15 protein-coding genes are annotated in these 13,817 nt (G+C 67.0%); 6 read left to right on the plus strand and 9 right to left on the minus strand.

Annotation, left to right across the window (positions count from 1 at the left end; all coding sequences use genetic code 11):
• Positions 1-43: 43 nt before the first annotated feature.
• The 8 genes from AC1DYD_RS08450 to AC1DYD_RS08485 all read right to left on the minus strand — a co-directional run bounded on the left by AC1DYD_RS08450 (position 44) and on the right by AC1DYD_RS08485 (position 7,951).
• Positions 44-1,111: a maleylacetate reductase gene (locus AC1DYD_RS08450; RefSeq protein ID WP_478172303.1), complete on the minus strand. Its 1,068-nt coding sequence runs from the start codon at positions 1,109-1,111 to the stop codon at positions 44-46.
• Between the two features lie 5 nt (positions 1,112-1,116).
• Positions 1,117-2,580: an aldehyde dehydrogenase family protein gene (locus tag AC1DYD_RS08455; protein ID WP_478172444.1), complete on the minus strand. Its 1,464-nt coding sequence runs from the start codon at positions 2,578-2,580 to the stop codon at positions 1,117-1,119.
• Positions 2,581-2,656: 76 nt separating this feature from the next.
• Entirely contained in the window at positions 2,657-3,127 is a 471-nt protein-coding gene (locus tag AC1DYD_RS08460; RefSeq protein ID WP_478172304.1) for a nuclear transport factor 2 family protein, read from the minus strand.
• Positions 3,128-3,143: 16 nt separating this feature from the next.
• Positions 3,144-3,518, minus strand: coding sequence for a c-type cytochrome (locus AC1DYD_RS08465; protein WP_478172305.1), 375 nt, complete (start codon positions 3,516-3,518; stop codon positions 3,144-3,146).
• Entirely contained in the window at positions 3,515-5,257 is a 1,743-nt protein-coding gene (locus AC1DYD_RS08470; protein ID WP_478172306.1) for an FAD-dependent oxidoreductase, read from the minus strand. The genes AC1DYD_RS08465 and AC1DYD_RS08470 overlap by 4 nt, the downstream gene beginning before the upstream one ends.
• Before the next feature lie 58 nt (positions 5,258-5,315).
• Positions 5,316-6,323, minus strand: coding sequence for a hydroxyquinol 1,2-dioxygenase (locus tag AC1DYD_RS08475; RefSeq protein ID WP_478172307.1), 1,008 nt, complete (start codon positions 6,321-6,323; stop codon positions 5,316-5,318).
• An 18-nt stretch (positions 6,324-6,341) separates the two neighbouring features.
• Positions 6,342-6,851 (minus strand): cupin domain-containing protein, encoded by a 510-nt coding sequence (locus AC1DYD_RS08480; protein ID WP_478172308.1) that lies wholly within the window; start codon positions 6,849-6,851, stop codon positions 6,342-6,344.
• A gap of 149 nt (positions 6,852-7,000) precedes the next feature.
• Entirely contained in the window at positions 7,001-7,951 is a 951-nt protein-coding gene (locus AC1DYD_RS08485) for a LysR family transcriptional regulator (RefSeq protein ID WP_478172309.1), read from the minus strand.
• Positions 7,952-8,288: 337 nt separating this feature from the next.
• On the opposite strand from AC1DYD_RS08485, the gene AC1DYD_RS08490 reads away from it, so the two are divergent.
• Positions 8,289-8,723: a DUF1841 family protein gene (locus AC1DYD_RS08490; protein ID WP_478089330.1), complete on the plus strand. Its 435-nt coding sequence runs from the start codon at positions 8,289-8,291 to the stop codon at positions 8,721-8,723.
• A 326-nt stretch (positions 8,724-9,049) separates the two neighbouring features.
• Here AC1DYD_RS08490 and AC1DYD_RS08495 read toward each other — a convergent pair whose 3' ends face one another.
• Positions 9,050-9,730, minus strand: coding sequence for a c-type cytochrome (locus AC1DYD_RS08495; protein WP_478172310.1), 681 nt, complete (start codon positions 9,728-9,730; stop codon positions 9,050-9,052).
• 130 nt (positions 9,731-9,860) lie between these two features.
• Here AC1DYD_RS08495 and AC1DYD_RS08500 point away from each other — a divergent pair, with 130 nt between their 5' ends.
• The 5 genes from AC1DYD_RS08500 (at position 9,861) to AC1DYD_RS08520 (ending at position 13,775) form a co-directional block, all read left to right on the plus strand.
• Complete coding sequence (locus AC1DYD_RS08500; protein WP_478172311.1) at positions 9,861-10,703, plus strand: AAA family ATPase; 843 nt, start codon at positions 9,861-9,863, stop codon at positions 10,701-10,703.
• Positions 10,700-10,945: a hypothetical protein gene (locus AC1DYD_RS08505; protein ID WP_478172312.1), complete on the plus strand. Its 246-nt coding sequence runs from the start codon at positions 10,700-10,702 to the stop codon at positions 10,943-10,945. Before AC1DYD_RS08500 ends, AC1DYD_RS08505 begins: the two co-directional genes overlap by 4 nt.
• A 2-nt stretch (positions 10,946-10,947) precedes the next feature.
• A complete protein-coding gene (locus AC1DYD_RS08510; protein ID WP_478172313.1) occupies positions 10,948-11,559 on the plus strand; it encodes a GNAT family N-acetyltransferase in 612 nt (203 codons plus the stop codon).
• A 6-nt stretch (positions 11,560-11,565) separates the two neighbouring features.
• On the plus strand, positions 11,566-12,753 hold the full coding sequence (locus AC1DYD_RS08515) for a vWA domain-containing protein (protein ID WP_286525477.1): 1,188 nt from the start codon (positions 11,566-11,568) through the stop codon (positions 12,751-12,753).
• Between the two features lie 113 nt (positions 12,754-12,866).
• On the plus strand, positions 12,867-13,775 hold the full coding sequence (locus AC1DYD_RS08520; protein WP_478172314.1) for a 2OG-Fe(II) oxygenase: 909 nt from the start codon (positions 12,867-12,869) through the stop codon (positions 13,773-13,775).
• Positions 13,776-13,817: the final 42 nt, after the last annotated feature.

The raw sequence follows: 13,817 nt of genomic DNA on the forward strand, positions 1-13,817 counted from the left end.
CTGTCTTCTCTTCTTTGCACAAACCGGTGTCGAACGGCGTCCGTCAGCGCGGCGGATCGCCGTCGTACGCGCGTTGCAGAAGCGCACGGATCGCATCGCGCTCGGCGGGGCCGAAGGGCCTCGGATTCCAGTAGGGGTTGCCGACCGCGAGATCGGCCGCGCGGTCGAGGTCGGCCTCGCGCATGCCGATGTCCTTGAGCGCCACCGGCGCGCCGTTGTCGCGGGCCAGCGCCTGCAGCCCCTCGGGCGCGGAAGCCGCACCCAGCGCCTGCGCGATGTCGTTCATCGCACGCGGCGCGGCCTGCGCGTTGAAGGCGATCGCATGCGGCAGCACCACCGTGTGCACCTCGGCGTGCGGCAGGTTGAAGCTGCCGCCCAGCGTGTGGCAGAGCTTGTGGTGCAGCGCCATGCCGACGCTGCCGAGCACGCTGCCGCAAAGCCAGGCGCCGTAGAGCGCATCGGCGCGTGCCTCGATGTCGTCGGGCCGCTTGCGGATCGCCGGCAAGGCACGCGCGATCGCGGCGATGCCCTCGCGCGCCATCAGGTCCATCACCGGGTTGCTGTCCTGCGCATAGAGCCCTTCGGCCGCATGCGCGATCGCATTGATGCCGCTGGTCACGCTCAGGCCCACGGGCAGCGTGCGCGACAGCTCGGGGTCGTAGATCACGGTGCGCGGCAGCACGCGCACATCCTTGCCGGTCTTCTTGAGGCCGCCTTCGGTGAGGCCGTAGATCGGCGTCATCTCGCTGCCGGCATAGGTGGTCGGAATCGCCAGGATCGGCAGGCCCGAGTCGAGCGCGATCGCCTTGCCGAGGCCGGTGGTCGAGCCGCCGCCGATCGCGACCGCGCAGTCGGCGTCGAGCCTGCGCGCCAGCTCGCGGGCTTCGCGCGCGGTCTCGATCGGCACGTGCATCACGGCGCGATCGAAGACACCGGCCGCCTTCGCACCGAGCATCGCGGCCACGCGCTCGGCCTGTCCGCGTTGTTCGGGCGTCGACAGCACCAGGGCACGGCGCGCGCCCAGCGCGTCGATCTCGCGGGCCAGGTGCGCGAGCGAGCCGGCGCCGAACACGACGCGCTGGGCATGGCTGGTGTAGATGAAGTCGTGCATGGCAGTCAGCGCACGAAGTGCGGCGGGATCTGGGCGTCGACGTTGACCCATACGCTCTTGACCTGCGTGTACTCGCGCATCGCGTCGAAGCCCATCTCGCGGCCGTAGCCGCTCTGGCCGACGCCGCCGAAGGGCGAGCCCGGATTCACGCGCTTGTAGCTGTTGATCCAGACCATGCCCGCGTGCAGGTCGCGCGCCACGCGGTGGGCGCGCTGCAGGTCGCGGGTCCACAGGCCGCTGCCGAGGCCGTAGTCGGTGCCGTTGGCGATTTCCATCGCCTCTTCGTCGTCCTTGAAGGTGAGCACGGTCACGAAGGGACCGAACACCTCTTCCTGCGCGATGCGGTCGCGCCAGGATTTCGCCCGCACCACGGTCGGCTGCACATAGCAGCCGCGCGCCAGGTCGCCGCCCGGTGCCGTGCCGCCGGCCAGCAGCTCGCCGCCCTGCTCCTTCGCCACCTCGACGTACTGCAGCACGCGCTCGCGATGCTGGGCACTCGTGAGCGGGCCCATCTCGGTCGCATCGTCGAGCGGGTTGCCGAGCCGGATCGACTGCGCCAGCGGAATGAACTGGTCGAGGAAGGCATCGGCGATCTTCTCGTGCAGCATCAGGCGCGAACCGGCGATGCAGGCCTGGCCCTGGTTGTGGAAGATGGCCCAGGCGCTGCCGTTGATCGCGGCCGGCAGGAAAGCATCTTCGAAGATGATGTTGGGGCCCTTGCCGCCGAGCTCGAGCTGCACCTTCTTGAGGTTGCCGGCGCTGGCCTGCACCACGCGGCGGCCGGTCGCGGTGCTGCCGGTGAAGGCGACCTTGGCGATCTCGGGATGCTCGGCGATGTACTGGCCCACGACATGCCCCAGCCCCGGCACCATGTTGACCACGCCGTCGGGCATGCCCGCCTCGGCCATGAGTTCGACGATCTTGAGCGAGCTCAGCGGCGTGATCTCGGCCGGCTTCATGACGATGCAGTTGCCGGCGGCGAGCGCCGGCGCCATCTTCCAGCTGGTGAACATCAGCGGGAAGTTCCACGGCACGATCTGGCCCACGACGCCGACCGGCTCGCGCAGCGTGTAGTTGAGGAAGCCGGCCTCGACGGGAATGGTCTCGCCCTGGAACTTGTCGGCCATGCCGCCGAAGTAGCGGAAGCAGGCCGCGGTGCGCGGCACGTCGAGCTTGCGCGAATCGCGAATCGGGTGGCCGGTGTCGAGCGATTCGAGGCGCGCGAGATCTTCGCCGTTGGCCTCGATCAGGTCAGCGAGCTTGAGCAGGATGCGCCCGCGATCGGCAGCCGCCATGCGGCTCCAGGCCGGGAAGGCGCGCTTCGCGGCAGCCACCGCGCGGTCGACATCGGCCTTGCCGGCCAGCGCCACGTCGGCGATGGTGGAGTTGTCGTGCGGATTCAGCGTCGCCAGCGTCTCGCCCGATTCCGCCTCGACGAAGCGCCCGTCGATGAAGAGCTGGCGCCGGATGGGCGTCTTCAGGCCGGCGGCCTGCTGGATGTCTGTGAGGGTCATGGACGGGCTCCGTGCCGTTTCGTTGCAATGGTCATTGGGTCTGGCCGGCCAGCCAGGGGTAGCGCGCCGTGTCTTTTCCGGCGTAGTCGGGGTCCAGGTAGATGAAGCAGCGCTGGATCAGCCAGTCGCGGACCTCGAAGACATCGCACCAGCGACCGGCGCCCCATTCGGGCACGCCGGCACGCCAGGGGCCGTCCGCGTGCTCGCCATGGCTCGTGCCTTCGCACGCGAACAGGTCGGAGCCCGAGAAGATCCAGTTGAAGCCCGCGTAGTCGTGGCGGATGGACTTGCCGCGGCTGCCGACCTCGCCGAACAGCTTGCCGATTTGCTCCTTGCCGGTCGCCAGCCCCCACTTGGGGAAGTAGACCTGCGCGTCGTCGGCGAACAGGTCGAGGATCGAGCCGCCGGTGGAGGTGACGCCGCCGTTGTCGTAGGCCTTGAGGTATTCGAGGGCCACCGACTTGCGTTGCTCGTCGGTCATGGTTTGACGGGTGAGGGCCATGGTGAGTCTCCTTCTTTCACTTGAGCGATTGCATGTACTCGATCAGCGCTGCGCGCTTCTTCGGGTCGTCCTGGAAATAGACCATCGTGTTGCCCGGCGCGACCGCCTGGGTATCGGTCAGCCAGCGTTCGAGCAAGGCGCGGTCCCAGGTCTTGCCCTTCATCGCCTCGACGTACTGCTTCGAATACGCAAAGCCGGGACTGCTCGCGGCCTGGCGGCCCAGCAGCCCGAACAGGTTGGGCCCGACGCCGTTCGGCTCCCCCTTGCCGAAGCTGTGGCACTGGGTGCAACTGCTCTTGGCGAGACGCTCGCCGGCCGACTGCGCCTGGGAAGAGGCTGCGCCGACGCACAGCAGCGCCAGCATCAGCAAGGGTGCGAGCGGGCGTTTCACGGCGCGCTCCTTCCCTCGTCGTTCGCCGCATTCGCCGCGCGATACGAGAACGCGATGATCGGCCCCAGCGTCGCGCCGCCCGCCCAGTAGGCGCGACCCGAGGCGGAGGCGACGCAGTTGCCGACGCCATAGAGACCGGGAATCGGCTGGTTCCGGGCATTGAGCACGCGGCCGTGCGTGTCGGTCTTCGGTCCGCCCTTGGTGTCGAGCGTGCCCGATACGACCAGGGCGGCGTAGTACGGACCGGTATCGGCGAGCGGCCACATCGTGGCATTGGCCCTGCCCGGCTCTTCCTTCACGTCGCCGTTGAAGAGCTGTTCGACGACCCGCTCCCCGCGCTTGAAGTCGAGGTCCTTGCCGGTCTTCGCGAATCCGTTGAAGCGCGCGATCGATGCCTCGAGGTTGGGCAGGAAGTCCGCAGACAAGCTCGCGCCACCGGTCACGCCGGTGTATTTGGCAAGGCGCTCGTCGATCGCGCGGGCCAGTTCGGCGAGCGTGGCGCCCTTGATCACATGCCGATCGTCGGTGCCCGGCGGCACGATCAACCGTCCGTACTCGGCGCTGGCCGAATGCTGCTGCGAGCGCTGGTCCCAGACCGCGATGCGGACCAGGTTGGGGTACTCGGCCTTGGCGCCGTCCCACTCGAAGAAAGTCTGCGCGAGTTCGTTGTATTGCAGCTTCTCGTTGACGTTGCGACGGCCGTACTTGTTGACGAACAGCATCGAATCGCCCGCGACCGAGAACATGCCCGACATCGAACCGTCCCTGGCGACCGCCTTCTCGAGCGGAATCGGGCAGCTCCAGGCGTAGTTCATGTTGCGCAGCTGGGCGCCAAGCGCGCCGGCCATCGAAACGAAGTCGCCTTCGTTGCTCGGCGCCGCGCAGCCGCCATAGATCGGGCCATTGAGGAAGTTCTTGCGCAGTTCGACGTTGTGCGTGAAGCCGCCAGTCGCGAAGATCACCGCCTTTTTCGCACGCAGTCGCACGGTCGCACCCAACTCGTCCTCGGCCTCGACGCCGATCACGCGGCCGGCCGGGTTCTGCAGGATCTTGCGCACCCGCATGCCGGTGCGGATCGGTATGCCCTCCTGCCGCGCCTTGGTGGACAGGGTGCGGATGGCGACCAGGCCGCCGTCGGCCATGCTGGGAATCGCCCCCGCCGGCACCAGCACCCGCCCCTTGGGCGCCTTGTCCTCCGGCAGTTCGGCGAAGTAATCCGGAACATCGGCCACATGGCGGTACGGCAGCGCGCCCTTGGCGGCCAGCAGTTCGGCGGCCGGGGAGGCGCTGTCATAGATGGCCTCGCACATGTCGTATTCCCATTGCGTGAGACCGAAACGCGGATGCGCCGGGTCATAGCCCTGCGGGTTCGACAGGCGGGCCACGTACTTGAGGAAGTCGGGCTTCGGATCTGCGATGCCGGCCTTTTTCATCGCTTCGTTGTTGGGCACCCAGTACCAGAACGCCGCCTTCGCGGTCGTGCCGCCGATGCTGCCCGCCTTCTCGAGGATGACGGCGCTGTTGCCCAGCCAGCGCGCGAACAGCGCCGAGGCCAGGCCGCCGCAGCCGCTGCCGCAGACCACGACATCGTAGGTGCCGTCGAAGGCCGGTGCGGCCTCGGCCTGCTGGACCGTCAGGCCGAGGGTCGTGGCCGCGACGGCCGCCGAGCCTGCGCCGGCCTGTTGAATGAAGCGGCGGCGCGAAGCTGCACCGGCACCGGACCGGACGGGGTCTGCCATGAAGATGTCTCCTTGTCGAGGTGCCGCGCGGCCTCGCCGCGCGGCACCGGGATGCGGCTTAGAACTGGACCGGGATCTCGGGGCTCTCGCCCTTCTGGATCTCGTAGACGAGGCTGGGCGAGCCGTTCTCCCAGACCAGCAGCATCGAGCGCTTCGGGCTGAAGCCCTGGTGGCGGCAGTAGGCCGGCATGGCGGCCATGTCGCCGGCCTTCATGATCACGCGCGCCATCGGCCGGCCGGTGTTCTTGTCGCCGCAGTCCCAGTGGATCTCGTCGGTCATCTGGAAGAACCACTCGACACGGTCGTTGCCGTGGATGATCGGCAGGATGTGCTCTTCGGTGGTCGGGCACATGTAGCTGTGCTTGACGACCGAGGTGAAGCTCGGATTCCACGTCACCTGCGAGCGGCTCAGGAAGCCGAACAGATTGAAGGCGTGCACCTCGTTCTCGAAGCCGGGCTCGGGGTGCAGCTCGGGCTGCGCCTGGTCGACATCGACGAAGGCCCGGTTGACCGGCGCGCCGCGGGCATCGCTGCGCAGGTCGAGGTCGCCCTTGAGGCCGACGCAGCGCGTGGCGAGCTCGCGGGCCCGCGTGATCTTGGCGGTGTTGTTGCCCTTCTTGCGGCCGTAGGGCGAGCCGGTTTCCTGCGGCGCCGAGAACGGATCGAAGCTCTCGTTGGTCCAGTCGTCGAGCATGGCCTCGAAGGTGGCGCGGATCTGGGCGGTCGGGAAGTTCTCCAGCAGGTCGATGCCGGCGTCCTTCATGGTGCCGTTGAAGCTGCCGGCATAGAGGTCGACCGACTGGTAGTGGTTGACCGTGCCGACCACGTCGTCGAAATTGACCCAGCCGTAGAAGAAGCCCCAGGCGACGTCGCGCATCAGGGCGCGCAGGTAGTTGCCGACGTCCATCGTGTGGCTCATCGGGCGGCCGTCGCGGGTCTTCCAGGTGATGTGGGCGAAGTACTCGTCGCGGCGGAAGCCGAAGCTGCCGAGAGAGAAATCCTTGTAGCCGAGCGTGGCGTCGGGCTGCGACGCGATCACCTTGGCGAGTTCTGCGGGTGCGTTCATGGTGGTGCTCCTCGTGGCTCAGTGCGTCTGGCAGATGTCTGCCCACTTCTCTACCGACAGGTCGCCCTTGCATGTTTGCAGGACGATCACGCCGGGCGCTCCCGCGGTCCGGAACTGGTAGGCGGTGTTCTTCGGCAGCAGGCCCTGGTGGCCGCGCGAGAGCTTCATCCAGCCCATCTTCGGGCCCTTCGGTTCGCCCTTCACGAGCACCGCGCCGTTCTTCTGCTCATCGGCCACGGTCTGGCTGGCCTCGAGCTTGACCAGGTGGACCTCGACCTCGCCATCCATCACCAGCGCGAATTCGTCATGGGCGCTGGTGTACCAGGGCGAAGTGCCCTCGGCGCGCAGCGTCTCCAGCACGTAGATCTGGTTCTGGCCGAACACCACCTTCTCGTAGGGCTTGCTCCTGCTGGCGATGTCGAAGCAGTTCGACATCGCGTAGTGGCGGACGTCGTCGTCGATCGGCTCGACGTGGCCTTTCTCGAAATGCTTGAGCGACCCGAAGCGGGTCTGGTAGGCAGCGGTCATGGGTTGTCTCCTCAGGTGCCGGACAGTGCAGCGATGGGCTGCGGTGTCTGCACTTTAAGAAACGGCGGGCGGCTCCGGTAGACCTCAAATCCGGGCCGCATTGTTCGGCAAGTCCGGTCAATGCGCAGGGTTTACCCGCAATCGATTCGCTAAGCGTCCGCAATCAGCCCGGCCGGCAGCAAGCCCCGCTCGATCATCGCCGCGTCCCACGGCGGCACTTTCGCGAAAGCCGCCGTGAGGTGCTCGATGAAGAGCCGGAGCTTGAACGCATTGCGCGAGGTTTCCGCATAAACCGCGCTGAGAGAGAAGGACGACAGCTGGTGCTCCGGCAGCACCACCTGCAGTTCGCCGCGCAGGATCGGGTCGCCGGCCACCAGCGTCGGCAGGCAGACGATGCCCGCATGCTCCATGGCGTACTCGCGCAGCAGATGCACGCTGTTGGTCAGCAGGGCGGCGCTCATGTACAGGGTCACCTGCTCGCCGGCGTGGTGGAAGGTCCAGCGGTCCCGCGTCGGGTAGCCCGAATAGAGACCCAGCGTGTGCTTGTGAAGCTCGCGCGGACTCGCCGGCGTGCCGTGCGCGCGCAGGTACTCGGGCGTGGCGCAGAACACCCGTCGGACCGGGAACAGCGGCCGCGACACCAGTTCGGTGGACGCGGCCGGAAAGATCTGCAGTGCGCAATCCACGCCGGCCTTGACCGGGTCGACCACCGCATCGCTGACGATCAGCTCCAGGTGAATGTCGGGAAAGCTGACCTGGAAGGCCCGCAGCAGGGCCGCGAAGTGGCCCAGCACGAAGCCGGTCAACGCATGGACGCGCAAGGTGCCGGTGGGCCCGGCCTTGGCATCGCGCATCTGGTCCATGATGTCGTTGGCCCGGCCGACCAGCTCGGTGCAGTCGCGCAGGAAGGCCTGGCCGACGTCGCTGAGCCGCACCACGCGCGTGCTGCGGTGGAACAGCGGCGCGCCGACGTGGTCCTCGAGCTGCTTCACGCGGCTGGTCACCACCGACTTCGACACCCGCATCTGCCGCGCGGCCTCGGCGAAGCTCTGGGTCTGTGCGACGCGTACGAATGTCTCTATGTTTTCGAGTCGGTCCATGGTCCAGCAATGTAGCGGCACGGCGACGGCGCGGGGCATCGACCCACACGCAGTGGGGAAGCGTGCGGGCCAGGCCGGCGCCGGGCCGCCCCAAGGCGGCCTGCAGCCCCCTCGGGGGCATCGACCCACACGCAGTGGGGAGCGTGGGGGCGATCCAGGCCGGCGCCGGGCCGCCCCAAGGCGGCCTGCAGCCCCCTCGGGGGGCAGCGACCCACACGCAGTGGGGAAGCGTGSGGGCCAGGCCGGCGCCGGGCCGCCCCAAGGCGGCCTGCAGCCCCCTCGGGGGGCAGCGACCCACACGCAGTGGGGAAGCGTGGGGGCCAGTTATGCTCGGCGGATGTTCAATCCCTCCCAAGAGGAAGTACGTCGCTTCTTCTGCGACGTCTTCGCCAAGAGCCGCCGCGGCGAGCCGATGGAAGCGCTTGAGATCATCGCCAGCCGCTGGATCGACGAGCACCCCGAATACCACGCCGACCTGGCCGACGCCGACGCCGCAGTGGCACGCGTCTACGACGGCAAGGACGGGCGCGAGAACCCCTTCCTGCACCTGTCGATGCACCTGTCGATCAGCGAGCAGTGCTCGATCGACCAGCCGCGCGGCATCCGCCAGGCGGTCGAGCTGCTGGCGGCGCGCCGCGACTCGCTGCTCGATGCCCACCACGAGGCCATGGAGTGCCTGGGCCAGATGATGTGGGAGAGCCAGCGCGCAGGCCGTCCGCCCGACGGCGAGGCTTACGTGGCCTGCGTCCAGCGCCGCGCGACAAGGGACTGACCCCCACGCTCCGTCACTTCGTGTACCCGCTGCCCCCCGAGGGGGCCGCAGGCCGCCTTGGGGCGGCCCGGCGCCGGCCTGGCTGAGCCCCCACGCTCCGTCACTTCGTGTACTCGCTGCCCCCCGAGGGGGCCGCAGGCCGCCTTGGGGCGGCCCGGCGCCGGCCTGGCTGAGCCCCACGCTCCGTCACTTCGTGTACTCGCTGCCCCCCGAGGGGGCCGCAGGCCGCCTCGGGGCGGCCCGGCGCCGGCCTGATCACCTCGTGCAGTCGCACCAGAAAGCACGAAGCCCGCTGAAAGCGGGCTTCGTCAGGGGAAGCAAGGCGGTCAGTCGGCGTGATGGAAGCGCGACTCCGGCACCGTCTTCAGTTCGCCGGGCAGCGAGCTGATGTAGGTGGCGAGTTCCTTGATCTCGGGGTTGCTGTACTTCTTGGCCTGGCCGCCCATCACGCCGTTGGAACGGCCGAGCGTCGTGTGGCTCTGGGTCTTGTACGACTTCAGCGCGACATACAGGTAGTCGGCGTATTGGCCCGCGAGCTTCGGCACGGTGCCGTCATTCGGGGTGTTGAAGTTGGCGCCGTGGCACTTGGTGCAGGCGTTGTCCTTGTCGCGCGAGATCAATGCTTGCACAGTGTCGCCGGGCGCGGGGGCGGTGGCCGGCGGTGCGTCGCCTTCCTTCAGGCCGAGCTGGCTGTAGTAGGCGCCGAGATCGGCGATGTCCTGCTCGCTCAGCGAGTCGGCGATGGCGCGCATGGTCGGGTGCTTGCGCTCGCCGCCCTTGTACTGCGTGAGGGCCGAGACGATGTAGCTGGCGCTCTGGCCGGCGATCTTCGGCACCTTGTGGATCTCCGGGAAACTGGCTTGGTAACCAAGGATGCCGTGGCAACCGACGCACATGGCGGTCTTCTTGGCGCCAGCCTCGGCGTTGCCGGTGATCTTCTGGGCCTGGGCCGAGACCGTCACGCAGGCGACAGCGAGGGCAAACATCGTGGTCAACAGCTTGTTCATTTTGCGCGCACAATCTCGTGGAGAAACTTGTTTCAAATCAACATTTGATTATATGGGGGCTCGTCGGAGCCCCCGCGGACGAAGAATCGATGTTGTGTTCTTTCAACCACCCTCCGCTTCAAGCCAATCCATGAAATTCAAGGGTTCAGACAACTACGTTGCCACTCAGGATCTGATGCTCGCGGTCAATGCCGCCATCACGCTCAAGCGCCCGCTGCTGGTCAAGGGCGAGCCCGGCACCGGCAAGACGATGCTGGCCGAGGAAGTGGCCCAGGCCCTCGATCTCCCGCTGTTGCAGTGGCACATCAAGTCGACCACCAAGGCGCAGCAGGGCCTGTACGAATACGACGCCGTGAGCCGCCTGCGCGATTCGCAGCTGGGCGACGAGCGCGTCAAGGACATCCACAACTACATCGTCAGGGGCGTGCTGTGGCAGGCCTTCACGGCCGACCAGCCGGTCGCGCTCCTGATCGACGAGATCGACAAGGCCGACATCGAATTCCCGAACGACCTGCTGCGCGAGATCGACCGCATGGAGTTCTACTGCTACGAGACCCGCGAGCTGATCCGCGCCAAGCACCGGCCGGTGGTGTTCATCACCTCCAACAACGAAAAGGAGCTGCCCGACGCCTTCCTGCGCCGCTGCTTCTTCCACTACATCAAGTTCCCCGACGCCGACACGATGAAGAGCATCGTCGCGGTGCACTTCCCCGGCCTCAAGCAAGAGCTGCTGACGGCCGCCATGAAGACCTTCTACGACGTGCGCAACCTGCCCGGCCTCAAGAAGAAGCCGTCGACTTCCGAGCTGCTCGACTGGCTCAAGCTGCTGGTCGCCGAGGACATCCCGCTGGAGGCGCTGCAGAGCAAGGACGACAAGGTCGCGGTGCCGCCGCTAGTCGGCGCACTGCTCAAGAACGAGCAGGACGTGACCTTGTTCGAGAAGCTCGTGTTCATGCAGCGCAACAACCGATGAACGCTGGGCGGCATCCGACCAAACAGCTGATGCTGCTGGGCGTCGCGCAGGCGGTGCTGTTCATCACCGGCGCGCTGCTCGGCCGCTGGCTCGGCCTGGCGCTGGGGCTCGATGCCTTCGGTCCGGGCGGCTACACCCACAACGCGATCTTCGGCATCCTGCTGATCGGCCTCGGCGGTGGCGCCGGTGCGCAACTCGCGCGCGCCTGGTACGTGCGCAAGTACGGCAACCCCAGGAGTTGAGGATGGCATTCGTCGAGCCTGCCACATTGCGGTCGCGCGGCATCGCGCTGGTGCCGCTGTCTCTGGCCCACGAGGACGGCCTGCGCGCCGCGGCCGCCGACGGCGAGCTCTGGAACCTCCGAGTGACCTCGGTGCCCGAGCCCGAGGACACGCGCAGCTACATCGAGGCGGCACTGAAGATGCGCGAGGACGGCAACCGCTTCGCCTTCGCAGTCACCGACGAAGCCAGCGGCACGGTGCTCGGCAGCACCAGCTTCCACGACATCCTGCCGACCGTGAAGCGCGTCGAGATCGGCTACACCTGGTACGCCAGGCGCTGCCAGCGCACGCACGTCAACACCACCTGCAAGCTGCTGATGCTCACGCACGCCTTCGAAGCCCTGGGCTGCCACGTGGTGGGCTGGCGCACCGACAACTTCAACCACGCCTCGCAGCGCGCGATCGAGCGGCTCGGCGCCCGCAAGGACGGCGTGATCCGCGGCCATGCGCTGCGCCGCGACGGCACCATCCGCGACACCGTGATGTACAGCCTGCGCTCGGGCGAATGGCCCGAGGTTCGGGCCCAGCTCCTCTACCTGCTGGACAAGCCCCGCGCCCTTTCCTCCCAGGAGTGATTCGCCATGCTGATCGACTTCTTCTACACGCTGCGTTCGGCCAAGCTGCCGGTGTCGGTCAAGGAATACCTGACCCTGCTGGAGGCGCTGCAGGCCGACGTGGTCGGCCCCAATTCCGACGGCGCCTACGGCCTCGACGACTTCTACTACCTGTCTCGCACCGCGCTGGTGAAGGACGAGAAGCACTACGACAAGTTCGACCGCGCCTTCGCCGCCTACTTCAAGGGCGTCGAGATGCTGGCCGACTTCACCAAGGAAGTGCCGCTCGACTGGCTGCGCAAGACGCTCGAGCGCGAGTTCACGGCCGAGGAAAAGGCCAAGATCGAGAAGATGGGCTGGGACGAGCTCATGGAGACGCTCAAGAAGCGCTTCGAGGAACAGAAGGAGCGCCACGAGGGCGGCAACAAGTGGATCGGCACCGGCGGCACCTCGCCCTTCGGCCACGGCGGCTACAACCCGCAGGGCGTGCGCATCGGCGGCGCGGGCAAGAACAAGAGCGCGGTCAAGGTGTGGGACCAGCGGGCCTACAAGGACTACGACGACAGCCAGGAACTCGGCACCCGCAACATCAAGATCGCCTTGCGGCGCCTGCGCAAGTTCGCGCGCGAGGGGCATGAAGAAGAACTGGACCTCGACGACACCATCCATTCGACCGCCGCCAACGCCGGCTACCTCGACATCAAGATGCGGCCCGAGCGCCACAACAACGTCAAGGTGCTGCTGCTGATGGACGTCGGCGGCACCATGGACGAGCACATCCAGCGCGTCGAGGAGCTGTTCTCGGCCGTCAAGACCGAGTTCAAGCACCTGGAGTTCTACTACTTCCACAATTGCGTCTACGACTTCATGTGGAAGAACAACCGGCGCCGCTTCTCCGAGAAGTTCGCCACCTGGGACATCATTCGAAAGTACAACAAGGACTACAAGCTGATCTTCGTCGGCGACGCCACGATGAGTCCGTACGAGATCCTGCAGCCGGGCGGCAGCGTCGAATACAACAACGAGGAAGCCGGCGCCGAATGGATGCAGCGCCTGACCCACGCCTTCCCCAAGTTCGCCTGGATCAACCCCGAACCCCAGGGCGTCTGGCAGTACCGCCAGAGCATCGCGGTGATCCAGCAGCTGGTGTCGCACCGGATGTATCCCCTGACGCTGCGCGGGCTCGAAGACGCCATGCGCATGCTGTCCAAGTAAGTAGCATCATTGCCGGGCACGGAAAGCCCCAAAAAATGTGACAAAAGATCGCATCGCTCGGTTACTGCTAACACTTAACGATTCATAATGGCCCTCAATTCTTGGAGGGAGCCATGTCCGCCCTGTTGTCGCATGAGTTCGAGCCGCCGGTTCGCGAACAAGCGTCGTCGCCGGAGTCTCCAGCCCCCCTGCCGGCGTCTTCGGGGGACTTCCTCAGCATCCGGGGTGTGCGCCTGCCGTTGGACGAGCTCGTCAACCCCGCATTTCTCGGCGCGGAGGCGCGTGCGAGCCTTCAGCAGCAATTGCGCGACGCCAAGCCCTATCCGCACGTGGTCGTCGACGGCCTCTTCCATCCGGCGCTGCTGGATCTGGTGGTCGAAGAGTTCGATCTGCTGGAGCAAACGAGCTGGGCCGACGTCCAGAGCAAGTACGAGCGGCTTCGGCGCTCCGGCTTCAACGTCCGGCTCGGCCAGGCCACGCAGCTCTACTTCGACCTGATCAATTCGGGCTGGTTCGGCGACTGGCTGTCATCGATCATCGGGGTCCCCTACCTGCTGCCCGATCCGAGGCTGTTCGGCGGCGGCCTGCACGAGACCAGGACCGGCGCGACCTTCGCGGTACACCGGGACTTCAATCGCCACCCGCACCTGGGGCTGAAGAACGAGATGGTCTTCATCACCTACCTCAACAAGGGGTGGGAGCCCGACTGGGGTTCGGGGCTGGAACTCTGGGACAAGAAGCACTGCGTCGAGACCGTTCAGCCCGAGTTCGGCCGCACCATCCTGCTGCCGCACGGCCCCAACAGCTACCACGGACACCCGCAGCCGCTGCAGGCGCCCGATGGCCGCCCCCGCCGTTCGGTGGCGGCGTACTTCTACACCAGCGAACCGGCCGGCAGGCAGCATGGCGTGGAGGCCCGTACCGTCTTCATGCAGCAGCATCGCATCGACCAGCTCAAGTCGCTGGCCCGCATGATCACCCCGCCGGTGCTCTGGGGACTGGCGCGAAAGATCAAGGGCTAAGCGAGGCGGGACGCCGGGCACGCCCGCGGACGGGCCTGCCCA

It is taken from the genome of Variovorax sp. P4_B11, assembly GCF_056402355.1.